The sequence below is a fragment of the Aquibacillus saliphilus genome, from assembly GCF_020404745.1.
Taxonomy (GTDB): Bacteria; Bacillota; Bacilli; order Bacillales; family Amphibacillaceae; genus Aquibacillus; species Aquibacillus saliphilus.
In genome coordinates this window covers 68,782-92,057 of record NZ_JAIZAP010000020.1, presented here as the reverse complement: position 1 = coordinate 92,057, position 23,276 = coordinate 68,782, and the positions used below count along the sequence as shown (strand labels likewise).

Genomic DNA, 23,276 nt, shown 5'->3' with positions numbered 1-23,276 from the left:
TATCGTCGCTGATGCAGGCTATGGAAGTGAACAAAATTACGATGATGTCCTAATTAATCGGGAACGCATCCCACTAATTACATATAATATGTATCGAAAAGAGAAGACAAAGAAATATAAGCAAAATCCTTTTAATACAACGAACTGGGAGTATGATGAAGCGAGTGACTCTTTCCTCTGTCCAAATGGTAAAAAAGTGGCGTTCCAGTATCTGTCCAAACGGACAGGTAAAGATAACTTCACCCGAGCCTTTAAAGTCTATGAATGTGAGGACTGTTCGGATTGTCCATTACGTTCACAATGTACAAAAGCAAAGGAAGGAAATAATCGGAAAATATATTACAACGAAAAATGGGAACAACAAAAAGCATACACAAAACAACAGCTTTCAGAAAAAGAAACCGGTAAATTCTATGGCAAACGAAAAATAGATGTGGAACCAGTCTTCGGATTTTTGAAGGCTAATTTGCGTTTCACTCGTATGTCTGTGAGAGGAAAAAAGAAAGCAGAAAATGAATTAGGGTTTGCATTCATGGCGGTGAATTTGAGAAAGTACACCGCTAAGCATGCGAATGGTGCAACAAATCCTGAAAATAATTTAACAAAAAAAGGTTCCGACCATCTTTCGATGATGATCGGAACTTTTTTTCGTTATTTTTGGCTAGTTATGTCCCAGCCTCTTTATTTCTAGCATTATTTTTTTGTGAATCCAAATAATACAGTAGGAATGGCACTAAGTGATAATATAAACAGCCAATCTCTTAGTCCTAAATCCATCGTATGGAAAACCTCTTGTAACGGTTCAAAATAAATTACTACTACTAATAATAGTAACGAGGATATTACTGCACCAACAAGGTATAAGTTTTGGAATGGATTTCTTGCAAATACCGACCGGTCACTACGACAATCAAACACGTGAATCAATTGAGCCATTACTAGTGTTGTGAAAGCAATTGTCTGAGCATACCGCAAATGTTCTGGATTTCCCTGATAAGTAGTCATAAATGCAATTAAAGTCACGATACCTATCATGAAACCTCTACTAATTATTTTAAATCCTAATCCTCTTGCAAATATTCCTTCTTTCGGACTCCTTGGATCCCGTTTCATCACGTCATCTTCTGCTTGATCGAGTCCAAGCGCCATTGCCGGTAGGCCATCTGTAACTAGATTGACCCATAAAATTTGAACAGGTATTAATGGTAGAGGCAATCCTAGTAACATAGCAAACAACATAACTAAAATTTCTCCAACATTCGAAGCTAGCAAATAACGAATAAATTTACGAATATTTTCATAGATATTTCTTCCTTCTTTTATCGCTGATTTAATCGTAGCGAAATTATCGTCTAGAAGCACCAAAGCCGATGCCTCTTTAGCTACGTCTGTACCACTATGCCCCATACTTATGCCGATGTCACTAGCTTTAATAGCCGGCGCATCATTGATGCCATCACCTGTCATTGCCACTACATGTCCACGTTTTTGAAATGCCTTAACAATTTTCAACTTATGCTCGGGGGTAACACGTGCAAATACATAAACATCTTCGATAATATCGCTCAATTGTTCCTCGGTCATACGACTAACCTGGTGACCTTCTAAAACCTTGCCGTGATTAGGAATTAATTCGAGTTGTTTTGCAATTGCGTGCGCTGTTTTAGCATGGTCCCCTGTGATCATAACGGTTTTAATCCCTGCATCGTTACACTCCCTAATCGCGTCCTTAACTTCTTTTCTTGGAGGATCTATCATTCCGTTAATTCCGATAAAGGTTAGGTCTTTTTCTAGCAATACATCATCAAATTGTTGGTTGGGTTTTACGGATTTCACACAAACCGCTATCGTTCTTAATGCTTGACCCGCCATTTTGTCAATTGCTTGCCCGATTTGATTTTGATCTTTCGCACGCATTGGCCTTCTGTTTCCATGGTCTGATATATAATTTGTTCGTGGCAATAGCACATCAGGAGCACCTTTGGTAATAACAAAGCGATTTTGATCCTCATCTTCTACTACAACCGTCATTCGCTTTCTGTCTGAGTCAAACGGTATCTCATGGATAATTCGAAATTTTTCGGTATCTTCTAATGTAATACCAGCTTTTCTAGCAGCAACCAATAATGCGCCTTCAGTTGGATCCCCATCAATAAAGCCTTTCCCTTTCTTTTTATTTAAAGTGGAGTGATTACATAAAGCCCCGTAGAGTAATAAACTATCTAAGCTTGGGTCTTTAACTTTCTTATCATTTTGGTAGAAAGAACCTTTCACATCATAACCTTCACCTGAAACAAATACGGTTTCATGATTGAGATAAATTTCTTTAACAGTCATTTGGTTTTCTGTCATCGTTCCAGTTTTGTCTGAACAAATGACAGAAGCACTGCCGAGCGTCTCAACAGCTGAAAGCTTTCTGACAATTGCTTTTTTCTTAATCATTCGTTGTACACCTAAAGATAGAGCAACAGTCACTATAGCAGGTAATCCCTCTGGTATAGCTGCTACAGCTAGTGAAACACCAGCCAAAAACATGTCATACATTGGTTGGCCTTGATATACACCCACAAAAACGACAAATGCAGTTAATAGTAAAGCAACTAATATTAAGATTTTTCCAAGCTCAGCTAACTTTCTTTCTAACGGAGTTGCCACCTTTTCTGTTTTCACTAATAAGTCAGCAATTTGTCCCATTGCCGTTTTCATACCTGTCCCAACTACAATCCCTATTCCGCTACCTCTGGTAACCAAAGTACCCATAAAAGCCATGTTTTTTTGATCAGCAGGTTCCATGTTTTCCTGTTGAATTGCATTAGCATGTTTTGCTGTTGGTAGAGACTCACCTGTAAGTGCAGATTCTTCCATTTCTAAACTATTAGATTGTGTAATTCGCACATCAGCAGATACCCTGTCACCGCTTGATAATTTAACTATGTCCCCTATTACTACATCACTTGAAGGTATTTTTACCCATTTACCATCACGGAGTACATTAGCCATTGGTGCCGATAACTCTTTTAATTTAGCTAACGACTTCTCAGCTTTTTGTTCTTGAAAAAATCCAATTAATCCGTTAATCATTACAATAACCATAATTGCAATCGCATCAACGTATTCACCAAGCAACCCTGAAATGAGCGTTGCTGCAAGTAAAACTAATACCATAAAATCTTGAAACTGCTTTAAAAATAGTAGGAACAATGATGGTTGTTTCCCGTCTTCTAGTACGTTCTGTCCAAATTTTTTCAAGCGATTTTCTGCGTCTTTTGAGGTTAGTCCTTTATTCTCATCTACTCCTAGCTTCTTTTCTAATTGGTTGGCATCTAATTTATACCAATTCACATAGCATTCCTCCATGTACGAGTCAGTCACTTTCATATGTATTCAGACTTGTCCCGAAAAATGCTATAATTATAGTCTAGCTATATGGGCTTACTATAAATACCTATAAATACCGGTTCTAACATAAATCTAAAATCAAAATTCTTAGGGTTTGTGTGCAAGTCCTCCCATGCTATAATTTGTAACGAGGTGATCCAATGGCATTCGATGGAATAGTAACTAGAGCAATGACGCATGAGCTAAACAACGAACTTGTCTCTGGTCGATTATTGAAAATATACCAACCAACAGAATCAGAATTATTACTGACAATAAGGAACCAAGGAAAAAACAAAACATTACTATTATCCGCACATCCTAGTTATGCTCGGTTTCACCTGACAACAGATAATTACCAGAACCCTAAAGAGCCATCTATGTTATGTATGCTCCTTAGAAAGCATTTAGTAGGTGGAGTAATCGAGTCTGTTGAACAATATGAAAATGAACGAATTGTTTTATTTCATACAAAAGGTAAAAATGAAATTGGAGATGAAACACAAAAGACTTTAATTATCGAAGTAATGGGCAAACATAGTAATATTCTATTGGTGGACAAAGAAAAAGGGCACATCCTTGACAGTATTAAACATGTACCGCCCACGCAAAATAGACATCGAACAATCATGCCTGGTCAGGAATATAAACTCCCACCAGACCAAGGTAAGATTAATCCGATTACTACTGACGAAGAAACATTTATTAAGAAGCTTGATTTTAATGCTGGCAAGATTGATAAACAAATAGTTAGTAATTTTATGGGATTTTCACCACTAATAGCAACAGAAATTGTGAAAAAAGCTAACCTAGGCTCTTATGAAGCGTATAAAAAGGTTTTTTCTGATTTACAGTCGACTCTTGTAAATCACAATTATCAACCAGAGTTGATAAAAGGAGAAAAGCTAGATTTTTATGTATTATCTCTTTCATCAGTATCCGAAGAAAATAAAGAAAGCTTTCCCACGATTAGTACTTTATTAGACAAATTTTATTCAGGGAAAGCCGAAAGAGATCGAGTGAAACAACAAGCAGGTGACTTGATAAGATTTCTTAAAAATGAACGAGATAAGAATATCCGTAAAATAAAAAAACTAAATCAGGCGTTTACTAAAGCTGAACAAGCCGAAAGCTATCAACGGTTAGGTGAATTATTAACTGCTAATATGCATGTACTAAAACATGGAGATAAAGTTGCATCCGTAGTTGATTATTATGATCCAGAACAAAACGAAATAACTATTGAGCTAAATCCAAACAAAACACCTAGTGAGAATGCTCAATCCTACTTTAAAACGTACCAAAAACTAAAAAAATCGAAACAAATGGTCGTCCAAGAACTGACAAAAGCTGAACAAGAAATTAACTATTTAGACGAACTAATTCAGCAAATCGACGGAGCAAGAGTTCAGGATATTGAAGAAATTAGAGATGAACTACGAGAAGAAGGCTATCTGAAATCAAAACCAAAACAACAAAAGAAAAAAAATAAAAAAACGAAGAAGCCAGAACCAGAGCAATTTTTTGCCAGCGATGGCACGTTAATCTTGGTTGGGAAAAACAATAAGCAGAATGAATATTTAACGACAAAAATGGCAGCTAGGGATGACTTTTGGTTACATACTAAGGATATCCCAGGCTCACATGTTGTAATTAGAGATCGAAATCCAAGTGATGAAACGTTATTTGAAGCAGCACAATTAGCAGCAAGCTTTAGTAAATCAAAACAATCTGCTTCTGTACCAGTAGATTACACTTTGATTCGCCATGTCAAAAAACCAAATGGCGCAAAACCAGGATTTGTGACATACGATAATCAAAAAACTCTATTCGTTACACCTGAAGTAGAAATAGTTGAAAAATTAAAAGAAAAACCGAAATAAGTTCAGTTAGAATTAAGCAAGCTGGCTAAGTCAGTTTGCTTGATTCTTTTTTTATTTAACATTATTATTTTCTCCATTAAGTTGAAAATTCTAAACAAGATCACCTTTAATTAAGAAAGGAAAATCGATATGAACTTACTAAAGACTTTTGAATTGAAAGATTTGACTCTCAAGAATCGAATTGTTATGTCGCCGATGTGCCAGTATTCAGTTACTGCAAAAGATGGAATACCAAATGATTGGCATTTCTCTCACTATACGAGCCGAGCAATAGGTGGCACTGGATTAATATTAATGGAAATGACCGATGTAGAGCCAGACGGTAGAATTTCAGATTTTGACCTAGGTATCTGGTCTGATGACCACATACCAGCTTTCAAAAAAATCATTGATAGCTGTCATAGTTACGGAGCAAAGGTTGGTATTCAAATTGCTCATGCCGGAAGAAAAGCTGAAGATGCAGATCAGCCTGTGTCTAGTACATCGGTTGCTTTTTCTGATGATTATAAAGCACCTAGAGAGCTGACAACAAAAGAAGTGGAACAGCTGGTTACTAAATTCGAATTAGCTTTTGAACGCGCAATTAAGGCAGGCGTTGATACAATTGAGCTACATGGTGCACATGGATACTTAATACACCAATTCCAGTCCCCTCTTACCAATCAACGAACAGATAAATACGGCGATGACAAGAGCCTTTTTGGCGTAGAAATTATTAAAGCAGCTAGAAGAGTACTTCCAGAAGACATGCCGCTAATTATGAGAATTTCAGCTGTCGAGTATGGTCCTGGTGGTTATGATTTAGATTATTCAATTGATCTAGCAAAACGCTATAAGGAAGCAGGCGTTGATATGTTTGATGTTTCTTCTGGAGGCGAAAGTAGAAATGGTCCCTCTTCGACTGGGCTTGGATACCAAGTCGATTTCGCGAATAAATTTAAACAAGAGCTAAATATCCCAATTATAGCAGTTGGTAGAATGGATGATACCCATTTTAGTAATCAGGTGATTCTAGATCAAAAAGCTGATTTAGTTGCTGTTGGCCGAGGTATGCTAAGAAATCCTTATTGGGCAAATGAAGCCTCATTAGCATTAGGAGGCAAAAAACTCACACCTAAACAGCTTGATGCTGGCTACAGTATTTAACATAATCTTTCTAAACATACTAAGGTGGAATTAAAAGTGAATGGAACTACACACGCAGCAATTGGAGCTACATCAGGATTTATCGTTGCAAACACTTTTCAAGCCAATCCTTCAACGACAATCCTTTTAGTTGGATTAGCAGGGATTTCAGGACTAATACCTGATCTCGATATTGACGGGAAGCTTCGTGACAAAATCACCCTTTCTCATAAAGTGATTCAAAAAACCGCTCAGTTAATCGGGATTCTGTTGGTCTTTTATAGTTTTTATGAAGGGGGAACGCCTAAAGAGAATTGGGTTTCTATTGGAATCGGATTGGGGATTATTGTCGGATCGTCATTCATAAGACAAAAACATATGCTAACGATGACAGGTATCGGCGTATTAACAGGCGGATTCTATATACAAGAACAATGGTTACTTCTATTTGGGATTTATATTTTAATCGCTTCTTTTCTTCCACATCGCAGTTACACCCATTCGATAGTAGGTGTAATCTTCTTTGGGATTATTGCTTCCAAATTCGAACTTGCACTCGGCATTGATGGTGTTTTCTATGCATGTTTAATTGGATACGTCAGTCATTTGATTGGTGACCTTAAACTGTTACCCTTTAATAAACGCGGAATTAAGCTATTTTTGCCAATTTCATCGAAAGAAATATAAATAGTAAAGATACTCTTTTTCAGATTGTTTAGAAAAAGTCCAGATTTAAGGCTACCTATCAGGGTAGCCTTTCCTTTTACTTCAAATAAACTATATAGTGCTGGGATTTGCGAAAAAATCTTTCATCAATTATTTACCAATTTGTATGAAATTGATAGTTGTTTTTACCTTGTTTTTTAGCCAAATACATGGCTTTATCAGCACACTTAGTAAGTGTTTCTAAATCTTGTCCATCAATCGGAGCTATGCTAATTCCAATACTGGAAGAAGTAAAACACTCTTTTTCACCCAAAATAAAAGGTACAGTAAAACTAGATAAAATACGTTCAGCTACTTCTTTAACTTGAGACTCATCAATTCCGTCCAATAAAATAAGAAATTCGTCTCCACCCCGGCGGGTAACAACATCCCCATCACGTACACTTTTTAACAATCTTACTGCAACTTGTTTTAATACATAATCGCCAACATCATGACCCATAGTATCATTTATAAATTTAAAATTGTCTAAATCTAAAAAGATAACCGCAAATTCTTTATTATTACGATTATAACGAGCTAGTGCTTTATGAAAATACTCATTCAACATATAGCGATTAGGCAGACCGGTTAAAGGATCGTGATATGCCATATGATGAATTTTTGATTGAATGCTCTTATTTCTTATTGAGATAGTGTACATGATTACAATCATAGTAATAGTTACTATGACCGAGCTGATTAACATAAAGTCCGAGTTAACATGAATTTCCCATATCGACGAATGTCCATGGAATCCACTTTCTTCATTCTCAAATAATGTCATAGATTCCATTCCAACATAATGCATGCAACTTATAGAAACCCCCATTAAAACAGAAACCGGAAAATGATAGATATATAAAAATTGAGTTCTTACTTTAAAGATTACAACTAGTAATACAAAGGAAGCAATTAATGCGATAAGTATTGAAAACATGACAAGGATATAATTGTGTTCAATGTAGGCTTCTATTTTCATTCCACGCATTCCAATATAGTGCATAGAAGATAATCCCAGTCCCAGTATAGTAGCTGATAAAAATAGACTTTTATAGTTTAACTGCTTGAAGGTGACTGTAGTTAAATAGAATGCAAAAAATGATGTTAAAATTGGGATTATCAGTGAGAGTGTAGTGTAAATTCCATCATAAACAATAGGAACACTAGGTTCAAAAGCAAGCATTCCAGTAAAATGCATCGTCCAAGTCCCAGTTCCCATAGTAATAGAACTTGCTAAAACCCAACGGACTTTATTTCTTACATTAGATAATACTCTTCCTAACAATTCAATTGAAGTGAAACACGCAATAACTGCGATAAAAAATGAGATGAGAGTTATAGGATAATTATACGCTACTGATATTTCTTCCATAATATGACCTCTTGTAAAAAATAATAGTGTAATCAAACTAGCATTTTATCATGTACACTTATAACTTAATAGTTTTGTTTAAGTCAACAATCCAGATTCAACTACAAACTGACTTTGTCAATTCCATTATTTTAAAAACAACTTAATCTTCTTTAGTCCATCTTTTACATTTGGATACCTCAGCGGAATATCAAACTTCGTCGTTTGTTTCATGATGCTCTTCTTGTGTGAGAATGTGTCAAAACCTGCTTTACCATGATAAGAACCCATCCCACTCGCTCCTACACCACCAAATGGCAAGTGCGGTGAACTAAGGTGATAAATTGTATCATTAATACACCCTCCTCCATATGAAATTTGGGTCATCACTTGTCCTTGTATTTTTCTGCTTTCTGAAAACAAGTACAGCGCCAGAGGTTTCGGATGTTGATTGACTTCATTTATTACATCGGTTAAATTCTCATATTCCATAATCGGTAAAATCGGACCGAATATCTCATCTCCCATTACTTTATCGGACCAATTAATATTCGTTAACACGGTTGGTTCAATCACAAGCCTATCTTTATCTGTTCCTCCTCCAAGTAACGTTTCTCCGTCAGTTAGAAAAGCGGATAATCGATTAAAGTGCTTTACGTTAATAATGTGGGTGAAGTCTTCGTTGTCGAGAGGTTGTTCACCATATAATTCAAGGATAGACTTCTGTAATTCCCTTAAAAATTCTTGTTTAACTTGGCGATCGACATATAAATAATCAGGTGCTACACAAGTTTGTCCGGCATTAGTGAATTTCCCCCAAGCAATCCGCTTCGCTGCTAATTTTAAATGTGCATCCTTATGTACGATACATGGACTTTTACCACCTAATTCTAATGTGATTGGGGTAAGTTGTTTGGCAGCCGCTTCCATCATAATTTTACCAACTGATACACTTCCAGTGAAAAATAGGTAATCAAATGGTTCCTTTAATAATGCTTGGCTAGTTTCCACCCCTCCTTCGACTACACAGATGTATTCTTCCGGAAAGGTTTCGGATAGAAGTTTGTTTAAGACTTGAGATGTTGTAGGTGTAAGCTCTGAGGGTTTTAACACCACACAATTTCCTGCTGCTATTGCCCCAATAATAGGCGCAACTGCTAACTGGAACGGATAATTCCACGGTGCAATAACTAACGTAGATCCATAGGGTTCAGCATATATATAGCTCTTTGAACCGGTGTGTGTTAACGGTGTTTTAACCTTGTTAGGTTTAGTCCATTCTTTTAAATGACGTTTATTAAATTTGATTTCTTGATATAAAATTCCAATTTCAGTCGTATAAGCATCGAATGCAGACTTATTTAAATCTATTTTCAATGCCGCCATTAGTTCCTCTTCGTATTTCTTAATTGCCTGTAATAGCTTTTCCAACGCTTCTATTCGAAAAGAGACTGATTTTGTTTTGTCAGTGAAAAAAAATTGTTTTTGCTTTTTTAGCATTTCATTATACTTGTTCATCTTAGACCAACTCCAATATAGATTGTATTACAATCTTTTAACTATGATTATAGCAGTAAAAAAGCCAAAAAAATATTCATGTGAACCAAACGGTTTACATGAATATACTAATAGAAGGTTTTTTTAGGATGTAAATAACTCGTCTCGCCAATTAATTAAGTCGGCAAATTCACTTGTTGTTAATCTTTCTACGGCAATTAACTCCTTAAGAAGTGCATCAAAATCAGTAATGGTACGAATAAATAAATTATTACTCGTAAAGTTTTCTTTAGCCTGTTTGATTCCATAACTAAAAATGGCGAGAACACCTAGCACATGTGCACCCGCTTCACGTAAAGCCAATGCGGAATTAATTGAGGAACCACCAGTAGAGATCAAATCTTCAATAACAACAACATTTTGTCCTTTTTTTATCTTTCCTTCGATTTGGTTTCCTTTACCATGGGCTTTAGGTTTAGATCTAACATACACCATTGGCAAACCTAACCGTTGTGCAAGCCAAGCTGCATGTGGAATTCCAGCAGTAGCACAACCAGCAATTACGTCAGGCTTTTCATCCATTGCTTCAATAATCTCTACAAATGCTTCAGCAATTTTTTCTCTAACTGCTGGATAAGATAGTGTTAGTCGATTATCACAATAGATTGGGGATTTAATTCCTGAGGTCCAGGTAAAAGAACGATCGGGCTTGATTTGAACTGCTTCAATTTCATATAAATCTTTCGCTATTTGATTACTTAATGACATTTCCCCACTCCTTCAGTGCCTGTTGATAAGCTTTTATTGGCTGTTTTGCTTGTGTGATGCTTCTACCAATCACAATCGCATCTGCACCATTTTGTTTTGCGAAAACAGGCGTTGCAATCCGCTTTTGATCATTGTTAGCTGAATTCGTTAATCGAATACCTGGAGTAACAGTTAGAAAATCAAAACCACAACTTATCTTTATTTTATTTGCTTCATGTGCAGAACAAACCACCCCGTCTGCCCCACTGTCGTTTGCTAATTTAGCAAGTCGGACAACTGTAGATTCAATTGTATCGTTCACATGTAATTCTTGTTTTAGTGTAGATTCTCCCATTGATGTCAACAATGTTACAGCAAGTAATTTTGGCACCTCTTTATTTACTGCACCTTTAATAAGACCCTCTTTAGCAGCCTTTATCATTTCACTACCTCCTAGAGCATGGACATTAACAATATCAACACCCAGTTTAGCTAGGTTTTTCATTGCTTTATTTACCGTTGTCGGAATGTCATGAAGTTTTAAATCCAAGAAAATCGAATGGTTATTTTCTTTTAACTGTTCGATTACTCTAGGTCCTTCTCGATAAAAAAGTTCCATTCCTACTTTTACCGGGATTCCTTGTAGCCCGTTGCTGTCAATAAATGCACTGCTTTCTTCCCAAGTTGGGAAATCAAGTGCGAGATAAATAGGTGTATCCATGCTCGTGCCCCTTTCCAATCGCATCTTCAACTGAATCGAATCCATATTTAGTTAAAACACCCGGTAATTCTCCAATAATTTCCGGACAAATAAATGGGTTATTAAAATTAGCTGTTCCAATCGCTACCGCATTCGCTCCAGCAAGTAAAAACTCTAACACATCCTCAGCCGTCATAATTCCACCCATACCAATAATTGGTATCGAAACTTGCTGCTTAACTTCATAAATCATCCGAATAGCTACTGGCTTTATTGCAGGGCCAGACAATCCGCCCGTTTTATTAGCAAGTAAAGGCCTCTTTGATGACAAATTGATTTGCATACCAGTGAGTGTATTTATCATCGATAGACCATCAGCACCTGCAGATTCAACTGCTTTTGCCATTGCCCCAATATTAGATACATTTGGTGATAATTTCACATAGACCGGCACATGACTTACTTCCTTGACTCGACGTGTTACTTCAGCTGCTAGTTCTGGATCCGTTCCAAACTGGATGCCCCCTTCTTTTACATTAGGACAAGATATATTTAATTCAATTGCTTTCACTGTTGACGTTCGGGTAAAAGCCTTCGTTACTTCTATATACTCCTCAACACTACTACCGGCAACATTAGCAATTATTGGAACATCGTAGTTTGCTAAAAATGGCAGTTCATTGTCAATTATATTATTTACTCCAGGATTTTGTAGTCCGATAGCATTTAACATTCCAGAAGACGTTTCAGCGACTCTTGGAGTCTGATTGCCATAACGTTCCTCTTTGGTTGCCGCTTTAATTATAATTGCACCTAATTGATTTAAATCAAACACCTCACCATACTCACGTCCAAATCCAAAACAACCAGAAGCTGGCATAATCGGATTTTTTAAAGCTAAACCTGGTAGATTTATTTGAAGAGACATTATAACACCACCTCATTCACACGAAATACTGGGCCATCTTTACAGATTTTTTTAAAGCCACCCGATTGATCGTTGGTTGGAACAACACAGGCGTAGCATGCGCCAATACCGCAACCCATCCGCTGCTCAATTGATATATATCCCTTTTTGTGCTCTAACTTATTTGAGACTGCCTTTAACATGCCTGTTGGTCCACATGAAAAGAAGTAATCAAAATCAATGTTTTCGTTATCTAGTACATCCGTTACATAGCCTTTGAACCCATAGCTTCCATCATCGGTAACAATATGACACGAGCCAAATTCTTCAAACTCAGAATGATAGAAAACATTGTCTTTTGTTTGAAATCCTAGAATTGAAGTAACCTCTACCCCTTTTTCATGTAATTGTTTCGCAAGATAATAGAGTGGAGGAACGCCAATACCCCCTCCAATTAAAAGTGCTCTTGTTGCTGGAAGATTGTCAATTGGATATCCCTTACCACATGGAACAAGCACATCAAGATCATCACCTATTACACACTTTCTAAGTTGGTCGGTGCCTGATCCAATTACTTTAAATATAATCGTGATTGTTTGTTGATCCTTGTTTACGTCTGCAATAGATATCGGTCTTCTTAGCATATTAGAAGTACTGTTTCCTACATTAATATGAACAAATTGTCCTGGTTCAGCTGAATTTAAATTAACTGAACCTAACAATTTCATCTCAATTGTGTCTTTAGCGATGTCATCCTTGGCAACAATAGTCATCATTTGTTTGTTTATCACAAGACAACAGTCCTTTTTTCTACTACCGGTCGTGCTGTAAATGTTGTTGAGTCAATTACATTTACGATTGCTTGGGCTGTGTCTAAGCTAGTTAAACAAGCAATCCCATGCTCAACAGCTTCCCGACGGATTCTAAAACCATCAGAGCGTGGCTGTTTGCCGGACGTTAGCGTATTAACAACAAATTGCACTTTTTCATTTTCAATAATGGACAGCACATTTTCACCATAAGCACCAATTTTCCCTACCTGTTTGACAGGTATTCCGTAGTCCTTGAAATAGGAGGCTGTACCTTCAGTTGCATAAAGTTGGAAACCAAGTTGATGGAACTTCTTCGCAATTTCAGTAGTTTCTTGCTTATCTTTATCTGCCACAGTTAAGAGTACTGATCCTTCCATTGGAATCGATAATCCAGAAGCAATTAAGCCTTTATATAGTGCTTTTTCCAAAGTCTTATCACGACCGATTGCCTCTCCCGTTGACTTCATTTCAGGTCCTAGTAACGTATCGACACTACGGAGTTTTTCAAACGAGAAAACAGGTACTTTGACAGAAACATGTTCCGGTTCTGGTAAAACACCAGCTTGATAGCCTAGCTCGTTCAATGATTGCCCAATAATACATCTGGTAGCTAAATTAGCCATTGTTACACCAGTAATTTTACTTAAAAATGGTATAGTTCGACTTGCTCTTGGATTTACCTCTAACACATATACTTCATTTTTATGGACAACGAATTGAATATTAATGAGCCCTTTCACTTCAAGTCTTGCAGCGATTTTTAATGTAATATCAACACATTGCTTTTTCACTTCTTCACTAATTCGTTGAGTAGGATACACTGCAATCGAATCACCAGAGTGCACGCCAGCTCGTTCAATATGTTCCATTATTCCTGGGATTATTGTTGTCACCCCGTCACTAATGGCATCTACCTCAACTTCTATTCCTGTTAGATATTTGTCAATTAGTACTGGATGCTTATGTTCAATTTTATTGGATTTTTTCAAGTAGCCGTATAATTCTTCGTCACTATAAACAATCTCCATTTGACTTCCGCCAATAACATAAGATGGTCGAACAAGTACCGGGTAACCAATTTGATTGGCAGCATCAATTGCTTGATCTAATTTTTGAACACTTCTACCATTCGGCTGAAGAATATTCAAGTCATTCAGCAACTGTTCAAATTTGTCGCGGTTTTCCGCTGTATCAATTGACTCGAGTGATGTGCCAAGAATTGCAACTCCTCGACGTTGTAATCCATCTGCTAGATTAATAGCCGTCTGGCCACCAAATTGGACGACTACTCCGATTGGCTTTTCTAATTCGACAACATGCATGACATCCTCTAATGTTAGAGGTTCAAAATATAGTTTGTCAGACACACTAAAGTCAGTTGAGACTGTTTCAGGATTATTATTCATAATAATTGCTTCATAACCTGCTTCTTTTAATGCAAGCACCGAATGAACAGTCGCATAGTCGAACTCTATTCCTTGACCAATACGGATTGGCCCTGAACCAAGTACAATTACCTTGTTACGGTCAGAGGAAACTGATTCATTTTCCTCTTCATATGTGCTATAAAAGTATGGTGTTTCCGATTCGAATTCAGCGGCACATGTATCTACCATCTTGTAGACAGGACGTATTCCTTGCTCCATTCTATTGGTATAAATATCATCAACATCCGTATCCCATAATCGAGCGATTGTTGTATCGGAAAAGCCCATTCTCTTTGCTTCACGTAATTTTTCCGTTGAATTATCTGTCTTCAACTCTACTTCCATATCGATAATTTTCTTTAATTTAATTAAGAAGAAACGATCAATTTTCGTAATTTCAAAGATCTCGTCAACCGAAAGCTCACGGCGTAGAGCCTCAGCCAAAATATAGATACGTTCATCATCAGCTTTCTGTAGTCTAGTTTTCAGTTCATCTAGTGATAAATCAATTAAACTCTTTAACCAAAAATCCTCTGAGCTTATATCTAGTGAACGAATCCCTTTTAGAATCGACTCTTCAAAATTTCTTCCAATCGCCATTACTTCACCAGTTGCTTTCATTTGCGTTCCAAGGATCCGATTTCCAGTTGTGAATTTGTCAAACGGAAAACGTGGAAGTTTAGTAACAACATAATCTAAAGCAGGCTCGTAACAGGCATAAGTAGTACCTGTAATTGGATTGATGATTTCATCTAACGTCATACCGACTGCAATCTTCGCTGCGATTTTAGCAATCGGATAACCAGTCGCCTTAGATGCTAAAGCAGACGATCTACTGACACGAGGATTCACCTCAATAATATAGTACTGAAAGCTATTTGGGTCTATTGCTAGCTGTACGTTACAACCACCCTCTATTTTTAAAGCGCGAATGATTTTAAGTGAAGCATTCCGTAGTAATTGATATTCACGGTCACTAAGTGTCTGTGATGGAGCAGTAACAATTGAATCACCGGTATGAATGCCAACAGGATCAATATTTTCCATATTACATACAACAATAGCTTGGTCATTTTTATCTCTCATTACTTCATACTCTACTTCCTTAAATCCAGCAATATTTCTTTCGATAAGACACTGGTTTACAGGCGATAAAGCCAAACCATTGCGAGTGATGTCTCTAAGTTCAGCATCGTCATAACACATCCCACCCCCAGTTCCACCTAGCGTATATGCAGGTCGAACGATTAGCGGGAAACCTATTTCAGCAGCAAATGCACATGCTTGTTCTACTGTATTGACAATTGCGCTGTCAGGTACTGGTTCATTTAGTTCATTCATTAACGTTCTGAATTTCTCTCGATCTTCTGCTTGTTGAATGGCATCTAAAGAGGTTCCAAGTAACTCCGTATTATATTCTTTTAAAATACCAGTAGCTTCTAATTGAACAGCAAGATTTAAACCAGTTTGTCCACCTAGTGTTGGTAAAACAGCATCTGGTTGTTCTTTACGGATGATTTTCGTCAAAAATTCCACCGTCAAAGGTTCCATGTAAACTGTATCAGCAATGGTATGGTCGGTCATGATTGTCGCTGGATTTGAGTTTGCTAGGATAACCGTATAACCTTCTTCTTTTAATGATTGACAAGCCTGAGTGCCTGAATAATCAAACTCGGCTGCCTGGCCAATAACAATAGGACCAGAACCAATCACAAGAATTTTATTTAGATCTTTACGCTTTGGCATGAAGTTCCCTCCTTGATGTTCGTTTGATGGCTCTTAATTTTCGATAAAAATTCATCAAATAAATGGTTTGTATCTTCTGGTCCTGGTGAGCTCTCAGGATGATATTGAACTGAGAAGGCAGGAAGTATCGAATGTTGTATGCCTTCAACCGTATGATCATTTAACGCAATTTGCGTTAGCTCAAGCTTTGTATTTGAAAGTGAATCTAGTCGCACAGCATAACCATGGTTTTGAGAAGTTATATACGTTTTATTTTCTAATAAGTCTTTTACTGGGTGATTCGAACCTCTATGACCAAATTTCATCTTTTCAGTATCCGCTCCACAAGCCAGTGCTAGAAGTTGATGTCCGAGACAAATACCAAACACCGGTACGCTATCTATAATACTAGTTATCATTTCGATTGCTTCTGGTACATCTTTGGGGTCGCCTGGACCGTTTGTCAACATAACTCCATCTGGTTTTAACCTGAGAATATTTTCTGCACTATAATGGTATGGAACAACTGTTACATGACAGTATCGTTTTGTTAATTCTCTAAGGATGCCGTGCTTCATTCCAAAGTCTACTAATACAATTCGATACCCACGACCAGGAACGACATAAGGTTTTATTGTTGAAACACTTTCTACTTGGTCCTTCATTACTTGAGTTTGTTCAATCGTTAGCACCGACTCTTCTAAAACCTGATCTGTAGATGTAAACATTGCTCTCATCGTACCGTGTTTTCGAATGATTTTTGTTAATTTTCTCGTGTCAATTCCCGCTATTCCAGGAATGTTATTTGCTTTCAAATAACTATCCAAGCTCTCTTCATTACGAAAATTTGATGGGGTGTCACACACTTCCTTAACAATCAATCCATGAATGGAAGGGGTAATTGTTTCAAAGTCATCTCTATTAATACCGTAATTTCCGATAAGTGGGTAGGTCATTGTGACAATTTGACCACAATAAGATGGATCAGATAATATTTCCTGATAACCTGTCATGCCAGTATTGAAGACTACCTCTCCAATACTTTGTTCCATACTTCCAAATCCTGTTCCAGTAAATGTTGTTCCATCCTCAAGTACGAGTTGTCGTTTTCCCATCATTAGCCTCCTCAAAAACGATTTTTCCTGCTGCGATTGTTTTAACAGGGAGTCCTGTTACTTCCCATCCGTGGAACGGGGTGTTCTTACCCTTCGAATAAAAACTTTCCTTGTCTATCTTTTTTTTCATGTCTAAGTTGATCACTGTTAGATCTGCTGGTACACCTTGTTCTAGTATTCCATAAGGCAAGTTGAACACATTAGCCGGTTTAACTGTCATCCAATCAATTAGTTGTTTAAGCGTAATTATTTCAGTTTTTACTAAGTGTGTATTTAATAATGAAAAAGCTGTTTCGAATCCAACAATTCCAAATGGTGCTAGTAACAGACCTTGTTGTTTCTCTTCCTCTGTATGTGGTGCGTGATCGGTAGCGATAAAATCAATTGTTCCATCTAACAATCCAGCTAATAATGCTTGTTGGTCATTTCTTGATCGTAACGGTGGATTCATTTTGTAGTTGCCATCATTAGTTGTAATGTCTTCTTCAGTTAATAATAAATGATGAGGCGTAACTTCAGCCGTAACATGAATTCCAGCTTTTTTAGCGTCTCGTATGACACGAACAGACTCTTTTGTACTAACGTGACAGACATGGTAATGACATCCTGTAGCTTCAGCTAATAACACGTCTCTTGCAATTTGTACGGATTCACAAATAGACGGGATCCCGGGCAGATCCATTTTTTTACTCGTTGAGCCTTCGTGAACCACTCCTTGATGGATTAGCGAGTTGTCTTCACAATGTGCAACGATTGGCATGTTTAGACGTGCCGCCTGTTCCATCGCCTTAAGCATTTTATCAGCAGTTTGAATACCTACTCCATCATCAGTAAAAGCAAATGCTCCCGCGTTTTTTAAAGCTTCCATATCAGTAAGGTTTTCACCCAATAGTCTTTCTGTGATTGACGCGTATGGAATCACTCGTATATGTGAGGTGTGATCAATTTTATTTAAAATTTCTTTCAAGGTAGTTTCGTTATCAGGAACCGGTCTCGTATTAGGCATCGAACAAATCGTCGTATATCCGCCTCTTGCTGCCGCTTTTGTCCCTGTTTCGATTGTTTCTTTTGCTTCTCCACCCGGTTCCCTTAAGTGAACATGAACGTCAATGAAACCCGGTGTTACTAAATTCCCCTTACAATCTATTACTTCATCCTCAGGTAATGAAGGAAACTTCTCTCCAATTCCCTCGATAACACCATCCTTAATCGCAATCTCACAAGGAACTAATTGATTATCTGCTGTTAACTGCATTGCGTTGACTAAAATCGTTCGCATGAGCTATCCCTCCATCTTGTATTAATCGGTACATAACTGCCATCCTAGCTGTTACCCCGTTAGTCATTTGCTTAAATATTCTAGAACGATCGCATTCGACTAAAGAATCGTCGATTTCAACGCCTCTATTCACTGGTGCAGGGTGCATAATGATTGCGTTTTGTTTCATTCTTTTTTCTCGTTCAATCGTTAGACCATAACGCTGTAAGTAGTCTTCACTTGTCATCATAGCTTGACCTTGATGTCTTTCATGTTGGATCCTTAAAAGCATAACAACGTCACATTGTTCCACTGCTTCATCAATCTCTATATAAGGAAATGGAAGTGTCTCATCTTGCCAATCAGGTTTGGATGACAGAAACACTTTTGCTCCAAGGGTAGTTAAAGCGTAGGCATTTGACCTTGCAACACGGCTATGTTTGATGTCACCTACTATCGCAACCTTTAAACCATTAAACTTTTGATATTCCTGGTGGATTGTTATTAGGTCCAGTAAAGATTGGGTAGGATGTTCCCCCTTACCATCTCCAGCGTTAATGACCGGGATCGATAATTCCTCAGATAGTTGTTGAACAATATTATCTTCTGGGTGTCTTACTACTAACAGAGAAGCTCCAACTGACTCAAATGTTCTCGCTGTATCATAAATGCTCTCCCCCTTCGTCACACTAGAGATGTCACTTGAAAAGTCTAAAACCTCTAAACCTAGCTTTCTTTGTGCGACTGTAAAACTCACTTTTGTTCTGGTACTAGGTTCAAAAAATAGATTTGCAGCAAACAATTGCTTATCGAAAGGATGAATTTCATTTTGTCTAAATTCTTCAGACAATTTAATTAACTGTAAAATTTCATGCTCCGACAGGTTTTTCATTGATACAAAATGTTTCATACTGCGCCTCCTTAGATTAAGGGACTGCTCTTTACCACACTCTCTTCATGTGGTTTGAACAGTCCCATATGTTAACTAATCTGTTTATTATTGTTTTTTACTTCTGTATTTGTTTGGAACATGCTACCATTTCCGAATCCTGATTCCTTGCCTGGTAAAATAAGATTTAAGATAATTCCGATAATCGTAGCTAGAGCCATTCCAGCAACTTGGACATCTACATCAGCAATATTTATTTCTATCAATGCACCACCAATACCGATTACTAGAATGACAGAAGAGATGATTAAGTTGCGTTTGTCACCTAAGTCTAATTGATTATCAATTAACATTCTTAATCCACTTGATGCGATAATACCGAATAAAAGAATCGATACGCCCCCCATAACTGCTGTAGGAATGGAAGCAATCACTTCTGTAACAATTCCAATGAAACCGAATACTATTGCAAAACAAGCTGCACCCGCGATAACAAAGACACTAAATACTCTAGTAATGGCTAAGACACCGATGTTCTCGCCATACGTAGTGTTTGGCGGGCCACCAATCAATGAACCAATCACTGTTGCTACCCCGTCACCAAGAATAGACCGGTGTAAGCCTGGTTTCTTAACGAAATTACGTCCAACAACTTTAGATAAAACCATTTGGTCACCGATGTGTTCAGCAATAGTTACTGCCGCTACCGGTACCATGATCAAAGCGATTTCCCAGCTAATAATTTCAAATGGTGAATAATGAACAAATGGTACAACAAAATCTGGTACATGGAAGATTGCTCCTAAAACCCCACCAATCGAATCAGCAGAAATAATTTCTGTCCACGCGGCGTTAACTCCAGTCGTATCAACAATTCCTTGGAACAAACCGAAAATGTAACCTCCAACAATACCAATCAAAATAGGAATGAGTCCAAAAAATCCTTTAAAAAATAATGAAGCAACAATTGTAATTGCTAGTGTTACTAATGCAACGGTGAAATGTTTTCCACTGTAAGCCCCGTCCACATTCATCGCCATGTCAATCGCAGTAGAAGCAAGACCAAGCCCGATAACAATAATTACTGGACCAACTACGATTGGCGGAAGTATTTTCATCAACCAATCTAATCCAAATGCTCCAATTAAAAGTGCCAACAAGCCATATACTAACCCTGCTAAAAAGCTACCTATCATCGCTCCAGGTATTCCACTAGCTGCACTTGCGGCTATTACAGGCGCAATAAACGCGAAGCTTGATCCTAGATATGCTGGGATTTGACCTTTAGTAATTAAGAGATATGCTAATGTGCCTAAACCACTTGAAACGAGTGCGACCGCTGGTGAAAGGCCTGTTAAAAATGGTACTAGAATAGTAGCACCAAACATGGCGAATAAATGCTGTAAACTTAATGTAATCCATTTGTGAATTTTTGGTACTTCGTGTAGGTCCAATGCTGCGTTATTTTGACTCATATCCTTTTCCTCCTCATAATTCTATCCCTGATTTATCTGATATTTTATTTAACTAGTTTTATTTTTTGCAATAAAATAGCCTCTTTGCAGGTCGCAAAGAGGCAGACGTGTTTATGATACACGTATCCTTTAGCAACCTTACAAGCCTCTCGGACTTATTTAAAGGTTTGATATTTATTTCTCGTAGATACTAACTTGGTCTTGTTCATCTATTTCGCCAAGCTCTACTACAATTACTTCGTCTTGTGATGTTGGGATATTTTTGCCAATATAATCAGCTCTTATCGGTAATTCTCTGTGACCCCGGTCAACCAATACTGCCAATTGAATCTGCGTCGGCCTTCCTTGGTCAATGATTGCATCCATTGCCGCTCTAACTGTTCTACCAGTAAATAAAACATCATCGATAAGAATCAATTTCTTACCAGCGATCTGGTCGTTAATTCTTGTTTCATTTAGCTTTGGTTCCTGATTTTCTTTAACATGTGAAAGATCATCTCTGTACAATGTAATATCAAGCTCACCTAAAGGAACCTCAACACCCTCTATCTCAGCAATTTTATCTCTTAATCTTCTTGCTATCGGAATACCTCTTGTTTTTATGCCTACTAACGTCAAGCCGTCTACACCTTTATTTTTTTCAAGGATTTCATGAGCAATTCTTGTCAGTGCTCTTTTAATTGCTGGTCCGTCTAATACAGTGGCTTTCTTATTCATTGCTCTACCTCCTCCTTGAAAATTTTGTTTGACCCAATAATAAAACCCCTTTTCTCCGTGTGGAAAAAAGGGGTTTGGACATACGTCTGTTACCTATGTCTATCCGTTTCCTTTCCAGCCTCACGGGACTGTTTTAAAGGGCCATATTTATCTTTCTTTATTATTCCAAAAAAAATATACTTTGTCAACTCATCATCGACAAATTTTTTAAAGCTTGTTGAAAATCTTCTGGTGGCTCTACACTAAATTCCATCCACTCTTTTGTTCTGGGATGTTCAAATCCTAATACTTCGGCATGCAGTGCCTGTCCTTCAATTTCTAACGTCTTTCTTGGGCCATACTTTGGGTCACCTGCTAGTGGAAAACCAATATATTTCATATGAACACGAATCTGATGGGTTCTACCCGTTTCTAGTACACAGTTTACATGTGTGAACGTCTCAAATCGTTTGATGACTTCGAAATGTGTTATCGCATTTCTCCCACCATCAACAACAGCCATCTTTTGCCTGTCATTAGGATCTCGACCAATCGGAGCATCTATTGTACCGTATTCATGCGTAATATCCCCATGCACAATTGCTTGATAGGATCTCTTAACCGTTTTTGCCTTTAATTGGTCAACAAGGGACACGTGTGCCTGGTCATTTTTTGCAACCATTAATAAACCACTCGTATCTTTATCAATTCGGTGTACAATTCCAGGTCTGATAATCCCATTAATACCTGATAGATCTGTACAATGGTAAACCAAAGCATTTACAAGCGTTCCAGTCCCATGCCCGGCAGAAGGATGAACAACCATTCCTTTTGGTTTGTTAACAACTAGCACATCACTATCCTCATATACTATTTCAATCGGAATATTTTCCGGTTTAATATCCAACGGTTCTGGTTCGGGTATATCCCAACTAATTGTTTCACCTTGATGACATTTATCGTTACTTTTAACAGGCTCACCGTCAACAGTCACATAATTATCTTTAATCCACGATTGCACCTGCGACCTTGAAACTTCTGGATTTAACTTTGTCAGTACCTTATCGATTCGTAGGCCTCGTTCTTCTGGTTGTATTGTATGACTAAATGTAGTCATGCATTAGATCTTCCTTTCTGTTTTTCATCTATAAAAGTAGCAATTATAACAAGGGTTACACCAACAACAAGTGCTGAGTCAGCTATATTGAAGATTGGAAAATCATAACTTCCAATATAGACATCAAAGAAATCAACTACTTCTTTCCTGATAACCCGATCAATGAAATTACCAATTGCACCACCAAGCATTAAAGCAAGTGATAAAGCCATTAATTTACTCTCTTTGGCATACTTCTGAATATAAAATATGATTACTACAATTACAATTGAAGTTATTATGTAGAAAAAGCCCATCTGTCCTTGTAGTATTCCCCAAGCAGCACCTGAATTACGGTGTGATGTTAAATAGAAGAAGTTGTCGATAATTGGAATGCTTTCTCTTAATTCCATTGATGTTACTACTAGCCACTTTGTCAACTGGTCTAATCCAATAACCAACGCTGCAATAATGTAATATAACACAT

At 37.4% G+C, this 23,276-nt stretch carries 19 protein-coding genes; 4 read left to right on the top strand and 15 right to left on the bottom strand.

Going from position 1 to position 23,276, the window contains the following annotated elements:
* A partial coding sequence (locus tag LD272_RS17910) for a transposase (protein WP_226037973.1) occupies positions 1–691 on the top strand: 691 nt, incomplete at its 5' end.
* A gap of 2 nt (positions 692–693) precedes the next feature.
* Here LD272_RS17910 and LD272_RS17905 read toward each other — a convergent pair.
* Complete coding sequence (locus tag LD272_RS17905) at positions 694–3,342, bottom strand: calcium-translocating P-type ATPase, SERCA-type (protein WP_226037972.1); 2,649 nt, start codon at positions 3,340–3,342, stop codon at positions 694–696.
* Between the two features lie 197 nt (positions 3,343–3,539).
* Here LD272_RS17905 and LD272_RS17900 point away from each other — a divergent pair, with 197 nt between their 5' ends.
* The 3 genes from LD272_RS17900 (at position 3,540) to LD272_RS17890 (ending at position 7,073) form a co-directional block, all read left to right on the top strand.
* Complete coding sequence (locus LD272_RS17900) at positions 3,540–5,261, top strand: Rqc2 family fibronectin-binding protein (protein WP_226037971.1); 1,722 nt, start codon at positions 3,540–3,542, stop codon at positions 5,259–5,261.
* A 129-nt stretch (positions 5,262–5,390) separates the two neighbouring features.
* On the top strand, positions 5,391–6,407 hold the full coding sequence (locus LD272_RS17895; RefSeq protein WP_226037970.1) for an NADH:flavin oxidoreductase/NADH oxidase: 1,017 nt from the start codon (positions 5,391–5,393) through the stop codon (positions 6,405–6,407).
* Positions 6,408–6,443: 36 nt separating this feature from the next.
* Positions 6,444–7,073 carry a metal-dependent hydrolase gene (locus tag LD272_RS17890; protein WP_226037969.1) on the top strand — a complete coding sequence of 210 codons (630 nt, stop codon included), beginning with the start codon at positions 6,444–6,446 and terminating at the stop codon, positions 7,071–7,073.
* Between the two features lie 133 nt (positions 7,074–7,206).
* Here LD272_RS17890 and LD272_RS17885 read toward each other — a convergent pair whose 3' ends face one another.
* From LD272_RS17885 to lspA, 14 genes are all read right to left on the bottom strand, one after another.
* On the bottom strand, positions 7,207–8,466 hold the full coding sequence (locus LD272_RS17885) for a sensor domain-containing diguanylate cyclase (protein WP_226037968.1): 1,260 nt from the start codon (positions 8,464–8,466) through the stop codon (positions 7,207–7,209).
* Positions 8,467–8,592: 126 nt separating this feature from the next.
* On the bottom strand, positions 8,593–9,963 hold the full coding sequence (locus LD272_RS17880; protein ID WP_226037967.1) for an aldehyde dehydrogenase: 1,371 nt from the start codon (positions 9,961–9,963) through the stop codon (positions 8,593–8,595).
* Between the two features lie 123 nt (positions 9,964–10,086).
* Positions 10,087–10,710, bottom strand: a complete 624-nt coding sequence (pyrE, locus tag LD272_RS17875) for an orotate phosphoribosyltransferase (RefSeq protein ID WP_226037966.1) — start codon at positions 10,708–10,710, stop codon at positions 10,087–10,089.
* Positions 10,697–11,410 (bottom strand): orotidine-5'-phosphate decarboxylase, encoded by a 714-nt coding sequence (gene pyrF / locus LD272_RS17870; RefSeq protein WP_226037965.1) that lies wholly within the window; start codon positions 11,408–11,410, stop codon positions 10,697–10,699. Before pyrF ends, pyrE begins: the two co-directional genes overlap by 14 nt.
* Positions 11,382–12,317: a dihydroorotate dehydrogenase gene (locus tag LD272_RS17865; protein ID WP_226037964.1), complete on the bottom strand. Its 936-nt coding sequence runs from the start codon at positions 12,315–12,317 to the stop codon at positions 11,382–11,384. Before LD272_RS17865 ends, pyrF begins: the two co-directional genes overlap by 29 nt.
* Complete coding sequence (locus tag LD272_RS17860; protein WP_226037963.1) at positions 12,317–13,087, bottom strand: dihydroorotate dehydrogenase electron transfer subunit; 771 nt, start codon at positions 13,085–13,087, stop codon at positions 12,317–12,319. The genes LD272_RS17865 and LD272_RS17860 overlap by 1 nt, the downstream gene beginning before the upstream one ends.
* Positions 13,084–16,281: a carbamoyl-phosphate synthase large subunit gene (gene carB / locus LD272_RS17855; protein ID WP_226037962.1), complete on the bottom strand. Its 3,198-nt coding sequence runs from the start codon at positions 16,279–16,281 to the stop codon at positions 13,084–13,086. The genes LD272_RS17860 and carB overlap by 4 nt, the downstream gene beginning before the upstream one ends.
* Complete coding sequence (locus LD272_RS17850; protein WP_226037961.1) at positions 16,260–17,375, bottom strand: carbamoyl phosphate synthase small subunit; 1,116 nt, start codon at positions 17,373–17,375, stop codon at positions 16,260–16,262. Before LD272_RS17850 ends, carB begins: the two co-directional genes overlap by 22 nt.
* Entirely contained in the window at positions 17,350–18,654 is a 1,305-nt protein-coding gene (gene pyrC, locus LD272_RS17845; protein ID WP_226037960.1) for a dihydroorotase, read from the bottom strand. The genes LD272_RS17850 and pyrC overlap by 26 nt, the downstream gene beginning before the upstream one ends.
* On the bottom strand, positions 18,611–19,543 hold the full coding sequence (locus LD272_RS17840; protein ID WP_226037959.1) for an aspartate carbamoyltransferase catalytic subunit: 933 nt from the start codon (positions 19,541–19,543) through the stop codon (positions 18,611–18,613). The genes pyrC and LD272_RS17840 overlap by 44 nt, the downstream gene beginning before the upstream one ends.
* A gap of 71 nt (positions 19,544–19,614) precedes the next feature.
* Positions 19,615–20,997, bottom strand: a complete 1,383-nt coding sequence (locus LD272_RS17835) for a solute carrier family 23 protein (RefSeq protein WP_226037958.1) — start codon at positions 20,995–20,997, stop codon at positions 19,615–19,617.
* A gap of 174 nt (positions 20,998–21,171) precedes the next feature.
* Positions 21,172–21,714, bottom strand: a complete 543-nt coding sequence (gene pyrR, locus LD272_RS17830; RefSeq protein ID WP_226037957.1) for a bifunctional pyr operon transcriptional regulator/uracil phosphoribosyltransferase PyrR — start codon at positions 21,712–21,714, stop codon at positions 21,172–21,174.
* A gap of 184 nt (positions 21,715–21,898) precedes the next feature.
* The gene (locus LD272_RS17825) at positions 21,899–22,810 is read right to left on the bottom strand and encodes an RluA family pseudouridine synthase (protein WP_226037956.1); all 912 of its coding nucleotides are present in this window, start codon (positions 22,808–22,810) and stop codon (positions 21,899–21,901) included.
* Positions 22,807–23,274 carry a signal peptidase II gene (gene lspA, locus LD272_RS17820; RefSeq protein WP_226037955.1) on the bottom strand — a complete coding sequence of 156 codons (468 nt, stop codon included), beginning with the start codon at positions 23,272–23,274 and terminating at the stop codon, positions 22,807–22,809. Before lspA ends, LD272_RS17825 begins: the two co-directional genes overlap by 4 nt.
* Positions 23,275–23,276: the final 2 nt, after the last annotated feature.

Bases quoted from the DNA above. Each gene is read 5' to 3' on its own strand.
- LD272_RS17900 (WP_226037971.1), top strand. From the start codon at position 3,540: ATGGCATTCGATGGAATAGTAACTAGAGCAATGACGCATGAGCTAAAC.
- LD272_RS17895 (WP_226037970.1), top strand. From the start codon at position 5,391: ATGAACTTACTAAAGACTTTTGAATTGAAAGATTTGACTCTCAAGAAT.
- LD272_RS17885 (WP_226037968.1), bottom strand. From the start codon at position 8,466: ATGGAAGAAATATCAGTAGCGTATAATTATCCTATAACTCTCATCTCA.
- LD272_RS17880 (WP_226037967.1), bottom strand. From the start codon at position 9,963: ATGAACAAGTATAATGAAATGCTAAAAAAGCAAAAACAATTTTTTTTC.
- pyrE (WP_226037966.1), bottom strand. From the start codon at position 10,710: ATGTCATTAAGTAATCAAATAGCGAAAGATTTATATGAAATTGAAGCA.
- pyrF (WP_226037965.1), bottom strand. From the start codon at position 11,410: ATGGATACACCTATTTATCTCGCACTTGATTTCCCAACTTGGGAAGAA.
- LD272_RS17865 (WP_226037964.1), bottom strand. From the start codon at position 12,317: ATGTCTCTTCAAATAAATCTACCAGGTTTAGCTTTAAAAAATCCGATT.
- carB (WP_226037962.1), bottom strand. From the start codon at position 16,281: ATGCCAAAGCGTAAAGATCTAAATAAAATTCTTGTGATTGGTTCTGGT.
- LD272_RS17850 (WP_226037961.1), bottom strand. From the start codon at position 17,375: ATGGGAAAACGACAACTCGTACTTGAGGATGGAACAACATTTACTGGA.
- pyrC (WP_226037960.1), bottom strand. From the start codon at position 18,654: ATGCGAACGATTTTAGTCAACGCAATGCAGTTAACAGCAGATAATCAA.
- LD272_RS17840 (WP_226037959.1), bottom strand. From the start codon at position 19,543: ATGAAACATTTTGTATCAATGAAAAACCTGTCGGAGCATGAAATTTTA.
- LD272_RS17835 (WP_226037958.1), bottom strand. From the start codon at position 20,997: ATGAGTCAAAATAACGCAGCATTGGACCTACACGAAGTACCAAAAATT.
- pyrR (WP_226037957.1), bottom strand. From the start codon at position 21,714: ATGAATAAGAAAGCCACTGTATTAGACGGACCAGCAATTAAAAGAGCA.
- LD272_RS17825 (WP_226037956.1), bottom strand. From the start codon at position 22,810: ATGACTACATTTAGTCATACAATACAACCAGAAGAACGAGGCCTACGA.